The 18182-nt window shown below is 64.1% G+C and carries 17 protein-coding genes; 12 read left to right on the top strand and 5 right to left on the bottom strand.

The window, feature by feature from the left end:
* Positions 1–18 precede the first annotated feature (18 nt).
* Together ACMAUO_RS05855 and ACMAUO_RS05850 are read left to right on the top strand one after the other, a co-directional pair.
* Positions 19–894, top strand: a complete 876-nt coding sequence (locus tag ACMAUO_RS05855; RefSeq protein ID WP_420355991.1) for a LysR family transcriptional regulator — start codon at positions 19–21, stop codon at positions 892–894.
* Positions 895–1541: 647 nt separating this feature from the next.
* Complete coding sequence (locus ACMAUO_RS05850; RefSeq protein WP_420355990.1) at positions 1542–2588, top strand: MIP/aquaporin family protein; 1047 nt, start codon at positions 1542–1544, stop codon at positions 2586–2588.
* An 89-nt stretch (positions 2589–2677) separates the two neighbouring features.
* On the opposite strand, the gene prpB is transcribed toward ACMAUO_RS05850, so the two are convergent.
* The 3 genes from prpB to ACMAUO_RS05835 form a co-directional block, all read right to left on the bottom strand.
* On the bottom strand, positions 2678–3598 hold the full coding sequence (prpB, locus tag ACMAUO_RS05845) for a methylisocitrate lyase (protein ID WP_420355989.1): 921 nt from the start codon (positions 3596–3598) through the stop codon (positions 2678–2680).
* Entirely contained in the window at positions 3595–4755 is a 1161-nt protein-coding gene (gene prpC, locus ACMAUO_RS05840; RefSeq protein WP_420355988.1) for a bifunctional 2-methylcitrate synthase/citrate synthase, read from the bottom strand. Before prpC ends, prpB begins: the two co-directional genes overlap by 4 nt.
* A gap of 106 nt (positions 4756–4861) precedes the next feature.
* On the bottom strand, positions 4862–6388 hold the full coding sequence (locus ACMAUO_RS05835) for an MmgE/PrpD family protein (RefSeq protein WP_420355987.1): 1527 nt from the start codon (positions 6386–6388) through the stop codon (positions 4862–4864).
* A 118-nt stretch (positions 6389–6506) separates the two neighbouring features.
* Between ACMAUO_RS05835 and ACMAUO_RS05830 the strand changes: the two genes are divergently transcribed.
* The 7 genes from ACMAUO_RS05830 to ACMAUO_RS05800 all read left to right on the top strand — a co-directional run bounded on the left by ACMAUO_RS05830 (position 6507) and on the right by ACMAUO_RS05800 (position 14001).
* Complete coding sequence (locus ACMAUO_RS05830; RefSeq protein WP_420355986.1) at positions 6507–7928, top strand: helix-turn-helix domain-containing protein; 1422 nt, start codon at positions 6507–6509, stop codon at positions 7926–7928.
* Positions 7929–8114: 186 nt separating this feature from the next.
* Complete coding sequence (locus tag ACMAUO_RS05825) at positions 8115–8675, top strand: GNAT family N-acetyltransferase (protein WP_420355985.1); 561 nt, start codon at positions 8115–8117, stop codon at positions 8673–8675.
* Between the two features lie 39 nt (positions 8676–8714).
* On the top strand, positions 8715–9545 hold the full coding sequence (gene panB, locus ACMAUO_RS05820; RefSeq protein ID WP_420355984.1) for a 3-methyl-2-oxobutanoate hydroxymethyltransferase: 831 nt from the start codon (positions 8715–8717) through the stop codon (positions 9543–9545).
* Positions 9546–9575: 30 nt separating this feature from the next.
* Positions 9576–9815 (top strand): acyltransferase family protein, encoded by a 240-nt coding sequence (locus ACMAUO_RS05815; RefSeq protein WP_420355983.1) that lies wholly within the window; start codon positions 9576–9578, stop codon positions 9813–9815.
* A 6-nt stretch (positions 9816–9821) separates the two neighbouring features.
* Positions 9822–10622, top strand: a complete 801-nt coding sequence (locus ACMAUO_RS05810) for an acyltransferase family protein (RefSeq protein ID WP_420355982.1) — start codon at positions 9822–9824, stop codon at positions 10620–10622.
* Positions 10623–11009: 387 nt separating this feature from the next.
* Positions 11010–12077: a LacI family DNA-binding transcriptional regulator gene (locus ACMAUO_RS05805; protein WP_420355981.1), complete on the top strand. Its 1068-nt coding sequence runs from the start codon at positions 11010–11012 to the stop codon at positions 12075–12077.
* A gap of 268 nt (positions 12078–12345) precedes the next feature.
* On the top strand, positions 12346–14001 hold the full coding sequence (locus ACMAUO_RS05800; RefSeq protein WP_420355980.1) for a GMC family oxidoreductase: 1656 nt from the start codon (positions 12346–12348) through the stop codon (positions 13999–14001).
* A 55-nt stretch (positions 14002–14056) separates the two neighbouring features.
* Here ACMAUO_RS05800 and ACMAUO_RS05795 read toward each other — a convergent pair whose 3' ends face one another.
* Positions 14057–14269, bottom strand: coding sequence for an aspartate/glutamate racemase family protein (locus ACMAUO_RS05795; RefSeq protein WP_420357218.1), 213 nt, complete (start codon positions 14267–14269; stop codon positions 14057–14059).
* 172 nt (positions 14270–14441) lie between these two features.
* On the opposite strand from ACMAUO_RS05795, the gene ACMAUO_RS05790 reads away from it, so the two are divergent.
* From ACMAUO_RS05790 to ACMAUO_RS05780, 3 genes are all read left to right on the top strand, one after another.
* Entirely contained in the window at positions 14442–14678 is a 237-nt protein-coding gene (locus tag ACMAUO_RS05790) for a hypothetical protein (RefSeq protein ID WP_420355979.1), read from the top strand.
* A gap of 46 nt (positions 14679–14724) precedes the next feature.
* Positions 14725–14997, top strand: coding sequence for a hypothetical protein (locus ACMAUO_RS05785; protein ID WP_420355978.1), 273 nt, complete (start codon positions 14725–14727; stop codon positions 14995–14997).
* Positions 14998–15077: 80 nt separating this feature from the next.
* Positions 15078–17396 (top strand): TonB-dependent receptor, encoded by a 2319-nt coding sequence (locus tag ACMAUO_RS05780; RefSeq protein WP_420355977.1) that lies wholly within the window; start codon positions 15078–15080, stop codon positions 17394–17396.
* Between the two features lie 42 nt (positions 17397–17438).
* On the opposite strand, the gene ACMAUO_RS05775 is transcribed toward ACMAUO_RS05780, so the two are convergent.
* On the bottom strand, positions 17439–17828 hold the full coding sequence (locus tag ACMAUO_RS05775) for a hypothetical protein (protein ID WP_420355976.1): 390 nt from the start codon (positions 17826–17828) through the stop codon (positions 17439–17441).
* Positions 17829–18182: the final 354 nt, after the last annotated feature.

Here is an 18182-nt window from a genome sequence, read left to right as displayed (position 1 = left end):
TCAGTTATGGAATAGCACATGCAGATCAGGGCATTACGCATGTTCGTCGCGGTTGCGCGGGAGGGCAGCTTCTCGCTGGCGGCCAAGGCGGTGCTTTCCACCCAGTCGACCGTGAGCAAGGCGGTGAAACGCCTGGAGGACGAACTGGATCTGGTTCTGATCGACCGGGCCGCGCAAGGCGTCGCGCTGACGGATGCCGGCGCGGTGGTGTTCCGCCGGGGGCTGGCGATCCTGGCCGAGCGCGACGATCTGCTGGTGGAACTGGCCGAGTTGCGCGGCCTGAAGCGCGGGGTGCTGCGGCTTGGCCTGCCGCCGATCGGTAACGACACGCTGTTCGCTCCGTCTTTCGTGACCTTCCGGGAACGCTATCCCGGCATCGATATCGAATTGGTCGAACGCGGATGCCAGGATCTGAAGGATCTGCTGCGTGCCGGCGAAATTGATCTCGCCGGTCTGCTTCAGCCCTGCGGCGATGAATTCGCGTGGCAGGATGTCTGCTCTGAGCGGGTCGTGGGCGTGGTCGCGGCCAGCCATCCGCTGACGGCGCGCGAATCCACGCCGATTGACGCATTCGCCGACTCGCCATTTCTACTGTTCGAGCGTGGATTTTCGCTGAATCAGATCGTGCTTGCCGCCTGCCGCCGCAGCGGCTTTACGCCGAATGTGGCCGCGCGCTCCACTCAGGTCGAATTTCTCTTCGATCTGATCGCGGCGGGCGTCGGCGTCGGGTTCCTGCCGCGCATGATGGTGGAAACGCGCCAGCATGACGGTATTCGGGCCATCGCGCTCGATGATCCGGAGATGCGCTGGCACATGACACTTGCCTGGCGACGTGGCGGTTATCTTTCGGAAGCGGCCAAGGCATGGCTCTCGCTGACCAGGAGACCGGCGTGAAAGCATGCACGGCATGCGCCGCCATCACGCATTTTCTAGGACGGTTCGTTCCACCCGCCTGCTCTATGCGCATATCAGACGGGTGATAAAGAGCCGGGGAACGGACCGTTCGCTATCGTATGCTCGAAGGCCAGAGCGGCAAGTGGCATGAAGGCCGCATGTGCGTAGTGCTGTGTGGATTTATCCATTCCCGGATCGGTTCGTGTCGCCTCGCGGATAGCGGGATTCGCGGAGAATTTGGGATATGCCCGGGGCGGTCTCGAAAGGGATGGCGACGCCCCTCCGGGTGATGTTCCTTCCGGAAAATTGGGGGTCGTTCTGCTTCCGTGTTCCTTATCGCCTGTTTCATACGTGGATCGTGGCTTGAGTATCGCTGCTTGAGTATCTTTAATATTTGAGAAAATGCTGCTGATCTTATTTTTTTATAAGTAAATAATCTGGAATATATAAATAAAATACCTGCGGCGCGGCGTATGTGTGTTAAACAAAAAATCTATAGATAGTTGTTTTTCGTCTTTCTGTGTCATCACGGGAATATTGTATTGAATTTTTTCCATCCAATACCCACGTATGAGGCGGTGGCGGGATGCGGTCTCGCCACATGACCACGCAGAGCCGAACATTGCGCGAGGATGGTGGACCAAGAGATGTCACGAGACAGAAAGCATGGGGATTGGCACCTCCATCTGCCGCATCTTCATTTGCCGCACTTTCATCTTCCCCATGTCAAATTGCCGCATATCCACTGGCCGCATTTCCACATCCATTTTCACGATCGGCCGCTGGCTGGTGAGCCGCACCCGGAGCGTCCGTTTCACTGGCGGCTCTATCTGTGCGAGATGGTGGCCACGGCGGTTCTGATGGTGATCGGGCTGGGCTGCGTCATCATTCTTTCGGCACCAGGGACCTTGCTGGGCCGGTTGCTTGGCGTTCATCCGGCTTTTCAGGCGGCCTTGTGCGGTCTGTGCTTCGGCATGGCGGGAACGGCGGCGGCCATGACGCCTTTCGGGAAGGTCAGTGGGGCGCACCTGAATCCGTCGGTTACGCTCGCCTTCATGCTTTCGAAAAAGATCGTGTGGATTGATGCCCTTGGCTATGTCGTTTCGCAGGTCCTAGGCGCGGTGCTGGGAACGGCGATCGTCTATGGGGCCGGGTATCTTTTCTCGTCATGGAAGATCCATGCGCTTGCCACCCATTACGGGGCGACGGTGCCTTATACGGGTATTTCCGTCTGGTTTGCGCTGGGATCGGAGATATTGGTCACGGGGTTGCTGATTGCCACGCTGTACTGGCTGGCGGCCCATCCGCGTCATAAGTGGGTGACGCCCTGGATCGGCGGTATTTTCTTTTTTGTGATGAATCCGCTGACGGCGTGGATCTCGGGGAACAGCGCCAATTTCGCCCGTACGTTCGGGCCGGACCTGTTCGCGGGCAACTGGAATGGGTTGTGGGTTTATCTGCTTGGGCCGTTCATCGGGTCTTCCCTGGCTGTGATCGCCATCAAGGCCGACATTCTCGGCAAGATCCATCTCATGGAAGCCCGGCTGGTCAATTTCGGGCATCATGGGCGGGTACCGCATATGGAGGACCCGCATTTCGTGCATGCGGCGCCCGAGCATTACGAGGAATATAAACAGCATCTGGAAACAATCCAGAAACTGCAAAAAGGCCCGACAGAAGCCGCGGCTCCTTAACAATCAGGAGTGAAGGGCGGAGTTGGCATTCCATCGGCCGGAATGGCCGATGGAATGCCAACGGAAGGGGAGCCCCGCGAACTGGCGTTTTACGCCAACTCGCCGACTTTCGGCAGAACCGTTTCCACAATCGACTGATCCAGCGCCTCGTATTCATGATAGCGCAGGGTCCGGTAGAGGGCTTCGCGGGTTTGCATATGGGGCAGCATGGCCTCGGTGCTGCCGTCGCGGCGGAGGGTGGTGTAGAGGTCTTCCTGCGCCTTGTTGGCGACGCGCAGCGAACTGACGGGCCAGATGATCATGCTGTAGCCCATTGCCTCGAACTCGCTGGCGGTGAAGAAGGGCGTGCGGCCGAATTCCGTCATGTTGGCCAGCAGCTTGACGCCTGGCATGCGGCGGGCGAATTCGCGGAACATCTCGGCGGTGGTGAGGGCTTCGGGGAAGATCGCGTCGGCGCCGGCTTCGATATAGAGCCTGGCGCGGGCCACGGCGCCGTCGATCCCTTCGCTGGCGGCGGCATCGGTGCGGGCGATGACGACCAGGTCGCGGGCGGCCTTGCGGGCGGCGCCGACTTTCATGGCCATGTCGTGCGGGGTGGCGAGCTTCTTGTTGTTCAGATGGCCGCATTTCTTGGGCAGGATCTGGTCTTCCAGATGCACGGCAGCAGCACCCGCATCCTCGAAGGTGCGGACCATGTTCATGACGTTGAGCACCTCGCCATAGCCGGTATCGCCGTCGACCAGCAGGGGCAGGCCGGTGGCGTTGACGATCTGGCGGATGAAGAACGTCACCTGGTCGATGGTGATGATGCCCAGGTCGGGCAGGCCCATGCTGGCCGTCATGGCCGCGCCCGAGAGATAGAGCGCGTTGAAGCCTACATCCTTGGCCTGGAGCGCGGCCTGGCCGTTATGGGCGCCGGGCAGTTGTAGGATGCCGGGGGCGTGCAGCAGGGCGCGGAAGCGCCGGCCTGCCGTCTCGCCGCTGGTGGCGCCGCCTGTCAGGTATATCATGCCGCTTTCTCCAGTCCGCCCCGCTCGTGCAGGGGTGTGAAGGGCCGCTTGTCGGGCCCGATATAGTCCGCCGAGGGGCGGATGATCTTGCCGTTCTCGCGCTGTTCGATGACGTGGGCGCTCCAGCCGGTCAGGCGCGCGATGACGAAGATCGGCGTGAACATGGCGGTGGGGATGCGCATCATGTTGTAGGAAACCGCGCTGAACCAATCGAGGTTGGCGAACATGTTCCGCCGCTCGGCCATCACGCGCTCCACCCGTTCGGCGACGTTGTAGAGCCGCATGGCGCCGCTGCGGGCCGAGAGGCGTTCCGCCCACTGTTTGATCACGGCGTTGCGCGGATCGGCGATGGTGTAGACCGGATGGCCGAAGCCGATCACGACCTCGCGGTTTTCCAGCCGGCGCAGGATGTCGGCCTGGGCTTCGTCGGGCGTCTGGTAACGCTGCTGGATTTCCAGCGCGACCTCGTTGGCGCCGCCGTGGCGGGAGCCGCGCAGGGCGCCGATGCCGGCCGTGACGGCGGAATACATATCCGACCCCGTGCCGGCCACCACGCGGCAGGCGAAGGTCGAGGCGTTGAATTCATGCTCCGCGTACAGGATCAGCGAGGCATGCATGGCGCTGACCCAGTCGGGCGGGGGGGCGTGACCGTGCAGCATGTGCAGGAAATGGCCGCCGATGGTCTCGTCGTCGGTCTCGACGTCGATGCGCTTGCCGTTGGTCGAGAAATGATACCAGTACAGCAGTACCGAGCCCATCGAGGCCAGCAGGCGGTCCGCGATCTCGCGCGCGCCGACCGGGTTCATGTCGCGCCGTTCGGGCAGGATGCAGCCCAGGGCGGAAACGCCGGTGCGCATCACGTCCATCGGGTGGGCGGCGGCCGGAATATCCTCCAGCAGGCGGCGCAGGCGGACGGGCAGGCCGCGCAGGGAACGCAGCCGCTCCTTGTATTCCGCCAGTTCGGCGGCGTCGGGCAGGTGGCCGTGGATCAGCAGGTGGGCGACTTCCTCGAACGCGCAGGATTCCGCGAGGTCCTTGATGTCGTAGCCGCGATAATGCAGGTCGTTGCCGGCATGGCCGACGGAGCTGAGGGCCGTTTCGCCGGCGGTGATGCCGGAGAGGGCGACCGATTTCTTGGGCCTGGACGCTTGGGTCATGTCACGTCTCCTTATTGTGCCTTCTCGCAGGGCTCTGCCCTGCACCCGGAAGGGGACAGTCGTCCCCTTCACCCCTGTTCGTTGAGGGGCGGGCGGGGTCGGTCTTTCATGCGGGGAAATTGAAGATTCCGGTTTTGTCGGTGGCTTTCAGCGCCTCCGGCGGGAGAGCGATTTCGAGCTGGCGCAGCTCGTCCGTGCGCAGGGCGGGCAGGCGCTGTGCCACGTCGAGGAAGCGCTCGATTTCGGCAGGGGGCAGGATGCCTTCGGTCAGGACGCGGAATTTCCGGATGTAGTCGGGCCGGGTCCAGGGGGTGGCGCCCAGCGGGTGGGCGTTGGCCACCGCCAGTTCGCCGTCCAGCTTCGTGCCGTCATTGAAGGTGATGGTGATGCGGCCGCCGAAGGCCTTCACCGCCGGGTCGTCGGCATGATAGCGGGCGGTCCATTTCGGGTCTTCCACCGTGTGGATCTTGCGCCACAGCCGCACCGTGTCGGCGCGTTGCGCGCGCTCGGGCAGGTAGGAACGCACATGGTGCCAGGCGCCGTCCTGCAAGGCGACCGCGACGATATACATGATCGAGTGGTCCAGCGTTTCCCGCGAGGCCGTGGGGTCGAATTTCTGCGGGTCGTTGGAGCCGGTGCCGATCACGTAATGGGTGTGGTGGCTGGTCTCGATCAGGATGTCCTTCACGTCGTCCCAGTTGCGGCCGGAGGCGCGGACGTCGGCGCCGAGGCGGAAGGCGAGGTCGATCAGGGCCTGGCTCTGATATTCCGCCGAATGTTCCTTGGTGTAGCTGTCCAGGATCGCGCGCTTGGCCTCGCCGGCCTCGGGCAGGGCGACGCGGTAATGGGCGTCCTTGCCGTCCAGCATCCACGCGATCACGCCGTCTTCGCCCTCATAGATCGGGCTGGGGGAGGTTTCGCCCAGCATGGCGCGGTCCACGGCCTCGACGGCCATCTTGCCGGCGTGGGAGGGGGCGTAGGCCTTCCATGACGAAATCTCGCCCTTGCGGCTCTGGCGGGTGGCGGTGGTGACGTGCAGGGCGTGCTGGATCGACTGGTAGATGGTCTCGGTGGGCAGGCCCAGCAGCGTGCCGATGCCGGCCGCGACCGAGGGGCCCAGATGGGCCACATGGTCGATCTTGTGCTTGTGCAGGCAGATCGCGCGCACCAGGTCGATCTGGATTTCGTAGCCGGTGGCGATGCCGCGCACCAGTTCGGCGCCCGAGCGGCCGCATTGCTGGGCCACGGCGAGGATGGCGGGGATGTTGTCGCCGGGGTGGGAGTATTCGGCGGCGAGGAACGTGTCGTGGTAATCCAGTTCGCGCACCGCCGTGCCGTTGGCCCAGGCGGCCCATTCGGCGTGGACGCGCACGTCCGGCCCGCAGCCGAACAGGGTGGCGCCGCCGGGCCGGGCGTGGGCCAGGGCTTCGGCGCGGGCGCTGACCACCGTATGGCGGTTGACCGAGGCGATGGCGACCGACGCATTGTCGATCACGCGATTGATGATCATCTCGGTGACGTCGGGGACGATGGCGACCGGGTCGGCGGCGACCTCGGCGATCTGCCAGGCCAGTTGCGCGTTGCGCGGTAGCCGGTCGCTCTCGGGATGAACGGTGATGTCGTAATGCCGCATGGTCGGGTTCCTCTTTGGGGGCCTTGCCGCGGAGTATGGCCGTTCTCGCGCATTCGGGAATGGCGATCCGGGCGAAATGGTGCCACGTTCTGGGACCAGTTTTGCGAAGGATGCGAAGATGGCGACGGCGGGCGAGAAGATCTTCGCGGGATCGAGAATCCGCGATCTGCGCACCAGAAACGGCAAATCGCAGCAGGCGCTGGCGACGGCGCTGGGCCTTTCGGCGAGCTATCTCAATCAGATCGAGAACGACCAGCGGCCGCTGACGCCGGGCATATTGTTAAAACTTTGCACGCTGTTCGGCGTCGAGCCGACCTGGTTCAGCGACAGCGGCGATATCCAGCGCATGCAGGTGCTGCGCGAGATCCTGGGCGACCCGCTGTTCAGCGCCATGCCCTATCCACGGCAGTTGCAGGAGGCGGTGCGGGGCGCGCCGTGGTTGTGCGACCAGTTCGTGACGCTCTATCGCGCCTTCCGGGCGTTGCGGGAGGAGCGGGGGCAGGGCGGTGCCGTGATGCCGGCGCCGCAGCCGGGCACCGGGTCGTATGACACGGTGGGTGACTGGGTGCAGGCGGAACGGAATTATTTCGACGAGATCGACCGCGCGGCGGAGGGGCTGTACGAGACCGCGCGGCTGGACGAGGGCGGGCCGGCCGAGATGCTGGGCCGCTATCTGCGCGACCGGCACGATATCCGGATCGTGACCGATGCCGGGCTGGACCGGGAAGGGGTGATGTGGCGGTTCGACCGGCGGGCGCGCCGGCTCTCCGTCACCGGGGGCGTGCCGCCGGAGAGTTCTGCCTTCTGGCTGGCGCAGGTGATCGGGCGGCTGGATTACGGGCAGATCCTGGCTCGGCCGGTGCGCCGGTCGGGGCTGGGCAGCGCCGATGCGCGGGCGCTGGCCACCGTGGGGATGAGCAATTATTTCGCCGGGGCGCTGCTGCTGCCCTACGAGCGGTTTCGCCGGGCTGCGCGGCAGACGCGGCATGACCTGGACCTGTTGCAGCGCCAGTTCGGCGTGAGTTTCGAGCAGGTGTGCCATCGGCTCTCCACCATGCAGCGGCCGGGGGCGGAGGGGATTCCGTTTTATTTCATCAAGACCGATATCGCCGGCAATGTGCTGAAGAGCTACAGCGCCACCCGCTTCAGCCGCGCGCGGTTCGGCGGGCTGTGTGCGCAATGGAATGTGTTCGAATGTTTTTCGGCGCCGGGCAAGCTGCATGTCCAGATGTCGCGCACCACCGATGATGCTGTCTATATCAGCGTCGCGCGGACGGTGGGGCATTCGCCGGTCTCTTATTTCGACCGGCCGCGCCTGGTGGCGATCGTGCTGGGCTGCGCGGTGTCGCACGCGCCGGAACTGGTCTATTCGGCCGGGCTGGACCTGGCGGACGACCGGATGGTGATCCCGATCGGGCCGGGATGCCGCGCCTGCATCCGCACCGATTGCCGCCATCGGGCGATCCCGGCCACCGGCTTCGGGATCGACGCGGGCAGCGAGGAGCGGGGAGTGGTGCCCTATCACATGGTCGCACCGTGAGAAGACCGGTCTGGACATGCGCGCTGGCGGCGAGCCGAGACGGGTTTCCTGTGCTTGCGGCGCACGAGGCCACTTTCGTTCACGGTTGCCATGCCCAAACAGACTTTAGGTGGATTGACCGCGTGGCGGGTCCGTTCCATGCACGGCGGCATGAAAAGAGCGATATCGGAACGGGAAGTACGGAAAATGTGTGATGAATGGCAGATCCGGGCGGCCCGGCGGGACGAGGCCGCCCTGTTGCCCGCAGTAGAGGAGGCATCGGGCGCGCTGTTTCGCACCATCCCCGATCTGGCCTGGATCGCGGATGATGGCGTGATGTCGGCGGAGGCGCATCTGGCAGCCATCGAGGCTGGAACCTGCTGGGTGGCGGTGGATGGGGAGGCTATTGCCGGTTTTCTGTCCGCCCGTGTGGCGACGGAGGATGGGAACGGTGCGGATGTCGGCCGGGCGGTGCTGCATGTGTGGGAGATGTCGGTGGCGCCCGCGCATCAGGGCCGGGGGCTGGGCCGGGCTCTGCTGGAGCACGCGGCTGCCCATGCGGCGGAGCGGGCCATGGCAGCCGTGACGCTGACGACCTTTCGCGACGTGGCGTGGAATGCGCCGTTCTATGCGCGCACCGGTTTCGCGATCCTGCCCGATTTGGCGCTGACGCCGCGTCTGCGGGGCGTGCTGGCGGCGGAGGTGGCGCATGGCCTGCCGGCGGCGCGTCGGTGCGCCATGCGGCGGCCGGTTTCTTCCGTTTCCTGATTATCCGTTCATAAACCACGAAATTTCATGGATCGTATCATGCGCATTACCGTTTTCGACATCCAGGCCATGAAGGCATCCGGGCAGCGGATCGCCATGCTGACGGCGTACGATCACCCCTCGGCCGCGCTGGCCGAGCGGGCGGAGGTGCCGATGCTGCTGGTGGGGGACTCGCTGGGGATGGTGGTCCATGGGGCCGACACCACCCTGCCGGTTACGCTGGACGACATGATCCGCCATGCGCGCGCCGTGGTGCGCGGCAGCAGCTGGGCGCTGGTGGTGGCCGACCTGCCGTTCCTGACCTATGCGACCGAGGCCGATGCCATCGCCTCCGCCCGGCGGGTGATGCAGGAGGCCGGGGTGCAGGCGCTGAAGCTGGAAGGTGGAACCTCGATTGCCCCGACGGTGCGGCGGCTGACCGAACTGGGCGTGCCGGTGATGGGCCATCTGGGCCTGACGCCGCAGGCGCAGCATACGCTGGGCCTGCGGGTGCAGGCGCGGCAGGCGGAAGCCGCGCGGCGGCTGGTGGAGGATGCGCTGGCCTTGCAGGATGCCGGGGCGTTCGCCCTGGTGCTGGAACTGGTGCCGGCACCGCTGGCGGCGGCGGTGACGCAGCGGCTGCGGATTCCGGTCATCGGCATCGGTGCCGGGGCGGGATGCGACGGGCAGGTGCAGGTGTGGCACGACCTGCTGGGCCTGTTTCCGGGCAAATCGCCGCGCCATGCAAAGCGCTATGCCGATATCGGCTCGGTGATCGAGGAGGCGCTGCGGGCCTATGTGGGCGATGTGCAGTCCGGCGCCTTCCCCACGGCGGCGCAGAGCAGCGGCATGGACCCGGACGAACTGTCCCGCGCGCTGGTGGGGGGGTGAACGGGTAGCGCTTGCGATGGAAGGACTGCAATGTCGGGGTGGCTTCATCTAGCAAGCGTTGAGGATAATGTGTCTGAAGCACGTGCCCCGCGTCTTCCAGGATTGGACGTCTTGCGAGCCGCGGCAATTGCCTGGGTCCTGCTCTACCATGCCAGCCTGTTCAATTTTCTCCCGGACTCCTGGTGGATTGTCGGGTTCGGATGGTTCGGAGTCGACCTGTTCTTCGCGTTGAGCGGCTTCCTGATAACCGGGCAATTGTTGAGAGTCTGACCGCAAATGCGCGCTGGCGGCGATCCAGCGCGCGTTTCCTGTGCTTCGGTGCTCACGGCCATCAAGGCCGCTCCGCTCCGATGCTCGGAGACACACGCCGGCCGTGCCGCTGCGCGGCACTCTCGCTCACCAGCGCGCATTTGCGGTCAGGCTCTGAGGCCGATTGTCAGAGGCCGGAGACCGGATTTTGGGCGTTTCTTTTTTCGACGTTTACTCAGGACGTTGCCTGCTTACGTCTTTGTCGTTCTTGTCTATCTGCTGTTTCCAGCCCTGCGTGAGACACCCATACTGCCGCCGGCATGGGAGTTTTTCACGTTCACGGAAAACCTTCTCGTTCATCTGCCGCCATCCAAGGCTTTTTCGCAGGTCTGGTCGCTTTGTGTGGAGGAGCAATTCTATCTGGTTCTTCCTCTTGCCGTTGCATGCCTCTCATTGAAACCCACGCCAGCGCGTGTCGGGGCTGCCATTCTTGGAACCTTGCTGATGGGCGTCGTCGTTCGAGGCGTGGTCTGGTTCGATATTCATGATCATTTCTTTCCGGCCTATCAGGAACGGATTTATTATCCCACATGGACACGGCTTGATGACCTGTTGTTCGGGGTCGGTGCCGCTACAATCCGGGCATTCAGACCGCACTGGTGGCGCCGGATAGTGAAAATATCCGGATGTTCTGCTCGGAAGCGGCATCGTGGGTCTTGTATGCGCAATGGCGGCTTTTGCTCATACATTCACGACTCCATGGACAGTCATGCTGGCACCGGTTCTTGTCGGTGCCAGCATGATTCTCCTCGTGACTGCGGGCAGTAGCGATCGTTCCTTCATCGGACGCCTGTCATGTAAAGCAATCCGTGCGTTGGCTGCTGGCGCGTACAGCCTCTATTTAAGTCATAAGATAGCGTTTCATGTCGTACGGGACATGCTTGCGCCTGTCATGCGGCTGTCTCCTTCAGCGACAATTCTGTTGGCTTTCATGGCTGCTCTCGGTCTGGGAGCCTGCCTTTACTGGAGCGTTGAACGACCGTTCCTGAAACTCAGGACCCGCTTGGATGGCCCGGCGCGGACCCCACTCGCCGCCTAGGATTCTTCGTTTGCAGCGTGGGGAGGCTTTGTCGTTTTGCTTCCGCCTTCTTTCACATGATAGCATTTCATGCGCCCGGTTCCGGCCGATCCGGGACGCGGAATGCGGGGGACGTTGTGGCGGGCAAGCCAACCATTCTGGATGTGGCGCGCGTGGCGGGAGTGTCGAAATCGACCGTCTCGCTGGTGCTCCAGAAGAACCCGGTTGTCAGCGAAGGGGCCCGCGTGCGGGTGCTCGCGGCGATCCGGGAGGTGGGGTATGTCTATAACCGCAGTGCGGCCAATCTGCGCTCGGCGCGTTCGGATGTTATTGGCGTTATCGTCAATGATCTGACCAACAGCTTCTTTGCCGAGATGGCGATCGGCATGGATGTGGTCGTTCGCTCCGCCGGGTTCGTGCAGGTGATGGCCCATACGGGGGAAAGCGTGGAGCGCCAGGGCGAGGTGCTGGCCTCGATGCTGGAGCATGGCGTTTCGGGGATCGTGCTGTCTCCTGCCCGTGGTACGCGGCCGGCCGACCTGCGGGCCATTCTGGCAGGACCCGTGCCGATTATCCTTGCGGTGCGCGATGTGCCCGGCCTCGAGGCGACCGCCGTGGTGGCGGATAATCGTGCCGGCAGCTTGGCGGCCGCGCGGCATCTCATCGGGCTTGGGTATCGCCGGATCGCGTGGCTTGGGGGCTTTGCCGATACGTCGCTGTATCAGACGCGCCTCTCGGGGTTGCGGGATGCGATGGCGGAGGCGGGGCTGGTCTTCGATGCCGTGCATGCAATCGAAAGTCCGGGGTCGCGGCCGGGCGGGGTGGCGGCGATGGAGCGGCTGCTGGGGATGGCGGATCATCCCACGGCCTGCATGTGCGTGAATGACGCGGTGGCGTTTGGGGCCTGTGACGGGCTGCGGGCGGCGGGGCTGGAGCCGGGGCGGGATTTTGCGGTCGTGGGGTTCGACGACGTGATGGGCGCACGCACCGCCGTACCGGCACTGACGACCGTGGCCACCGATCCCGAGGCGCTGGGCCGGCGCGCGGCGGATAGTCTCCTGCATCGGATCCGTTCGGGTGAATCCCGGCCGGAGACGATCGTGACCCCCGCGTGGCTGGTCGTGCGCGCCAGTTGTGGCGAGCCGTTTCTGTCCGGGGCGGCTGATGGAGTGGCGCGCGGGGATCGGCATGACGTTTCCGTGTGAAGGGAACTTCGGAAAGATCGTTCTTTCCGCAGAGAAAAACACCTGACTGTGATGGTGCGTCGTGTTGGATCATACGCCATTTCCTTGACAAGTTTGGAACGTTCCAAATTAATGGCGATGAAACAAGAGCCGGTTGAACGGCCGTCCGATGGGTCTCTCGAAAGCGCCGATATGCAGCGTCGCAGGGTTGTTCCGTCCTGAAGATATGCCTGCATGCGGTCTGCCTTTACCCATCCGCGCCGTTCCCTCCGGCATGGAGGAGAAAGACATGGCGTATGACTACGTGATCGTGGGCGGTGGGCCGGCGGGTTGCGTTCTGGCCAGTCGTCTAAGCGAAGATCCGCAGGTCAGCGTGCTGCTGCTGGAAGCCGGCGGCAGCGACAGGCACATGCTGTATCGTATGCCGGCTGGCTTTGCGAAGATGACCAAGGGGATTGGAAGCTGGGGGTGGGAGACCGTTCCCCAGAAACATATGAAAGACCGCGTGCTGCGCTATACGCAGGCGAAGGTCATCGGTGGCGGGTCCTCGATCAATGCGCAGGTCTATACCCGTGGCAATGCCCGCGATTATGACGGCTGGGCGGCGGAGGAAGGCTGCGGCGCCTGGGCGTATCGGCGCGTTCTGCCGTATTTCAAGCGGGCGGAGGATAATCAGCGCTTCCTCGACGATTATCACGGCGTGGGCGGCCCGCTAGGGGTTTCGATGCCCGCCGCCGCGTTGCCGATCTGCGAAGCCTTTATCAAGGCGGGGCAGGAACTGGGCATTCCCTACAATATGGATTTCAACGGCCGCCGGCAGGAAGGGGTTGGCTTCTACCAACTGACGCAGCGCAATCATGAGCGTTCGTCGGCGTCGCGCGCCTATCTGGACCCGGTTCGGGCGCGGAAGAACCTGACCGTGCGCCTCGATGCGCGGGTCGAGCGCGTCGTCATCGACAAGGGGCGGGCGATCGGGGTGATGCTCTCGTCGCACGGCAAGGCGGAAATGGTGCGGGCGGAGCGCGAGGTGATCGTCTCTTCCGGCGCCGTCGGTTCGCCCAAGCTGCTGCTTCAGTCGGGGATTGGGCCGGCGGATGAACTGCGCGCGCTGGGCGTTCCGGTCGTGCGGGATCTGCCCGGTGTCGGGCGCAATTTGCAGGACCATCTGGATCTGTTCGTGATTGCCGAATGCCGGGGCGATTTTACCTATGACGGGGTTGCCAGGCCGCATCGGACGCTCGCGGCGGGGCTGCAATATCTGCTCTACAGGAATGGCCCGGTGGCTTCGAGCCTCTTCGAGACGGGCGGGTTCTGGTACGCCGATCCGCTGGCGGAATCACCGGATATTCAGTTCCATCTGGGGCTGGGCTCGGGCATCGAGGCGGGGGTCGAGCGGCTGCGCAATCCCGGCGTCACCCTGAATACCGCCTATCTGCGCCCACGGTCGCGCGGCACGGTGACGCTGCGCTCCGCCGATCCGGCCGATGCCCCGCTGATCGATCCGAATTACTGGAGCGACCCGCATGACCGGACGATGTCGATCGAGGGGCTGAAGATCGCGCGGGAGTTCATCCGCCAGCCGGCGATGCAGCCCTTCATCCTCGCCGAGCGCCTGCCGGGGCCGGCGATGCGGTCGGATGCCGATCTGTTCGATTATGCCTGCCGCAATGCCAAGACCGACCACCATCCGGTTGGCACCTGCCGGATGGGTCTGGGGCCGGATGCGGTGGTCGATCCGGAATTGCGCGTGCATGGGGTCGAAGGGCTGCGCGTGTGCGATTCCTCGGTGATGCCGGCGGTGCCGTCCTGCAACACCAACGGTCCCACCATCATGGTCGGCGAAAAAGGCGCGGATATCATAAGGGGGCGGCAGGCCCTCGCTCCAGTGATCTTCGCCGACGAGCGCAACGATGTTCCCCAGCATGCCAGGCGCCGGGTTGCGTGACGGCGGCTATAGAAAGAGGCTCTTGCGGCGGAAAGGGCTGGGGCGCGGTCTCTTTTCAGGTCAGCGCCATGGCGACTGCCGCTTGCGCGTGCAGTGCGGTGGTGTCGAAGATTGGCACCGGGTTGTCTTCGGGGCGGACCAGCAGCATGATTTCGGTGCAGCCGAGGATGATTGCCTCGGCGCCCTCGTCGACCAGCCGGGCAATGATGGCGCGATAGATGGCGCGGGAAGCCGGATTGACCGTGCCGGCCGCCAGTTCCGCATGGATGATCCGGGGGATCTCGGCGCGGTCCTGCGCGCCGGGAACGAGGACTTCGAGCCCGTGCCGCCCTGCCGTGGGACATGACGGTGATTTTCACCGGCACCCGCAGCGATGCCAAGGTGACGAAATCGAACACGGCCTTGCAGGTCGGTAATTATCTGCCGCAGGCGCCGAATGGATGGCGTCGCTGTTCGTGGACCAGCGCGTGCGTTCCGGCATGTTCCGGGGCGCGGGTGTCGGGGGCGGCGTGCGCTATACCGGCCACAGCTATGGCGACACGGCGAATACGCTGTCGTTCTCGGTCAATATGCGCAATATCGCCAACAAGCGGCTCGTCGCGACCTGCACCGCCGTGTCGGCCTGCTTTTACGGACAGGGCTGTAGCCTGATCATGCGTCTGGAATATCGCCGGTGACGGCTTCGGTCTTCTTTCTCGCAGCCGGGGGCGTGGCGTCGGTTCTGTGCGGGCTGCTGGGGGGGCGGCTGCCGCCAATCTGATTCTGGCCATGGTGGCCATGGGGCGGGTGACGCAGGACGGCGATAGCGCCTGCGGCATCGCGGTGACGGCCCTGCTGGTGGCCGGATGTGTGGCCCTGCCGGGAATGCGCGGCCTGGTGCGGGGCCGGGGCGTTCAGGCTGCGGAGTGGGTGCGGGGATTGCGTCGCGCTGTCAGGCTGACGGTCTGGCGGAGATACCGCAGCAGGGTAGGCGGCCTGATGCGCGCAATGGCGTGATGACTGTTGCTCCGCTTCGCCGGATCGGCCATAGCCCGGACTCGATGCAGATTGTTCAACTTTATGTGCCGAGGCGCCGCATGACCGCACGCAGCAGCAGGCTTCGGGTTGCCGGATCGTGGTGGGCCGCCGGTGTTTCCATCGGGGCGTGCATGGTGGCGCTGTCCGCCGCGCCTGCCCAGGCCGCGCCTGAGCCAGTTTCGACGCCGGAGCGCGGCCGCAAGCCCGTGGTGATTCGGAAACCCCTGCCGGCCCCGGCGGCGCCCGAGACGGTGGAGGTCAGCGGGATTCGCCGTGCCTTCACCCATGGTGCCGCCCAGCATCTGCCCGATGCCGATACGCGCGTGACGGCCGAGCGGTTGACCGAACGCGGGGTGGTGGATCTGCGCGGGCTGGAATATGTGGCGCCGAACCTGACGGTGCAGACCATCAACGGCACGGCCTCGACCAATTTCTATCTGCGCGGCCTGGGCTTCAACGACTTTACCCAGAACAATATGGGGCCGGTCGTGACCTATGTGGACGATGTGGCCTATCCCTATTCGACCATGGCCTCGGGCCTGATGTTCGACATGGCGGATGTGACCGTCACCCCCGGCCCGGTCGGTACCGAGCATGGCCAGTCGACCACCGGCGGCGAGGTGAAGCTGCGGACGAACGACCCCACCGATACGTTCCATTACGGTGCCAGCGAGGACATGGCCTCCTATGCCCGCAGCCGTAGCGATGCCTATGTCTCGGGGCCGATTGCCGACGGGTTGAGCTTCCGCCTCGCCGGGCAGGTGCGGCAGGGAGGCGGCTGGCAGACCAATCCGCTGAATGGCGCGCATCTGGGCGATGCCGATAGCTGGGCGCTGCGGGCCAAGCTGAAATGGACGCCGGACGCGCGGACGACGGTGATGCTCTCGGGCCATGTGGTGCGCGACCAGAGCGAGGTGGTGGGTGGCGTGCCCGTCGCGCGCCTGATCGGCTCGGCGCCGATCCCGCATCTGGGCTGGACGCAGACGGAATGGTCGGCGAAGGATGCCTTTACCGATGTGATCGGGCGCAAGAACGGCCTGAAACCCAGCGAGAATAACTGGTTCTGGGGCGCGGACCTGCATATCGCCCATGATTTCGGCCCGGTGACCGTGACGGCGGTCAGCGCCTTCGAGACCGAGCGCGAGGCCGAGTTCACCGATCAGGACGCGACGGCGGCGGCCCAGGCGGATGCCTATCGCACCGTCGCGGCCAACAGCTTTACGCAGGAATTGCGGCTGGCGAACTCTCACGCCGAAGACCGGCTGCAATGGGTGGTCGGTGCCTATTACCAGCGCTCGCGGATGAACCAGGCTTTTCCGTTCGATTATACGGATTACCTGCCGGCCCGTGGCTACATGCAGGTTTCCACCTTCGGGTTGAATCAGGAGGCCACGTCGCAGTTCGGCCATGTCAGCTATCGCCTGCCGCGCAATGTGACGCTGTTCGTGGGCCTGCTGCATGAAATCGACGACCGGGGGATTACCGGGCTGACGTCGCGGATCTATGGCGGGCGCACGCTGAATTTCCACGGCGAGAACACGGCGGCGGCGCAGTTTGCCGGGCAGGTGGGCGTGTCGTGGCAGGCGACGAAGACCGTCCTGCTCTATTACAAGATGAGCAAGGGCTTCAAACCGGGTGGTTTTACCGCCAACAACACGCAGGTCCAGGCGCAGCTCGACCCTTTCAAGCCGGAAACCGTGCTGACCTATGAACTGGGGCTGAAGAGCGACCCGATCCCCAACGTGCTGCGGATCAATGCCGCCGCGTTCTACAATGATTTTCACAACCAGCAGATTCTCGGCACGATCCTGATTCCGGATTACGGGCCGTTGAGCCAGTTGACCAACGTGCCGAAATCGGAAAGCTGGGGTTTCGAGGGCACGATCGATCTGCACCCGTTGCGCCATGTGTTCGTGACGCAGAATATCGGGTGGCAGCGTGGGATTTTTCAGAATTTCCCGACCGTCAACCGCGCGAAGACGAATGCCTATTACGCGCAGACGGGCGTGTGGAAGGCGATCAACGACAATTTTTCGGGCGTGGATAACGGGCAGCCGAAACTGACGCTGAACGGGCAACTCGACTGGCGCCAGGCCGTCAGCCGGGATTACGCGGTCGAGTTCGGGCCCAACTGGGTCTATCGTGGCGCGCAGGCCATGACGCCGGGTGGGACGGGGTTCTATCGCCTGCCGCCCTATTTTGTGCTGGGCGCGCATGTGACGCTGCGGCCGGCGTCCGATCGCTGGCAGGTGACGATTTATGCATCGAACATCCTGAACCGGCAGTATTTCACGTCCGGCGGGCAGGCGACGACGACGTATCTCTACATTCCCGGATCACCGCGCTTTATCGGCGGGCGGGTCTCCTGCGGGTTCTGAAGGGCTGGCCATCGGGCGTGTCGATGGCCAGCGATCGGTCGGTCAGAAGATGTCCTTGATCAGGTCGTCACCAATCCCGAATCCGGCACCGGCCGCCATGGCCTGTCCGAAGCCGGAACCCAGGAGGTTGCCCAGGAAGCCGCCGGATTGCTGGGGCTGGGGCGCTGCCTGCATCGGCGGGGGCGGCGGTGCTGCTGCGGCTTCGTTCGCCATGGCGCCGTGCAGCGCCTGGAGAAGGGCCGTGACCTGCTGCTGTTCGGCCTGGAACGACAGGGCGATTTCACGCAGGTCCAGCATCCATTCGCGGGCCTGGGAATCGCCGCCATTCACGGCGGCCTGGAGCTTGCCGCCCAGCGTCTGAAGCGCCTGGGCGGATTGCTGGGCCTGCGATTGCAGCTGGGTATAGGCTTGGTCGATTACCTGAATGTCCATGGTCAAACCCTGTCCGAAATGTCTCGGTGGGCATCCTACCCCGGCTACCCTCAGGGTTCGTGGGGGAATTTCGGAGATCAGAAGGTCGCTAAGGTATTGGCTTCCCTGCCGCGTCGGATTTTCATGTGTGTGCGGGGAGAGGTGACGCCGTGCGATTCCTGGCTATGGGCGGATTGTCGAGCAGGTCCGGCGCATCAAGATCAGCAATGTCGATGCCCGGTAAAACCGTCAAATCTGAGAATGAAAATTTAAAAAACGATAATTTCTACGGAGTGCCGGACTTGAAAGAATTCGAATCCAACCCGTCGTCGTCTGAATGACATGTTGGTTTAAAGGCGTATTTTTTCACTTCGT

The sequence above is a fragment of the Gluconacetobacter brunescens genome, from assembly GCF_048695475.1.
Lineage (GTDB): Bacteria > Pseudomonadota > Alphaproteobacteria > Acetobacterales > Acetobacteraceae > Gluconacetobacter.
This window is presented reverse-complemented; position numbering and strand designations above follow the sequence as displayed.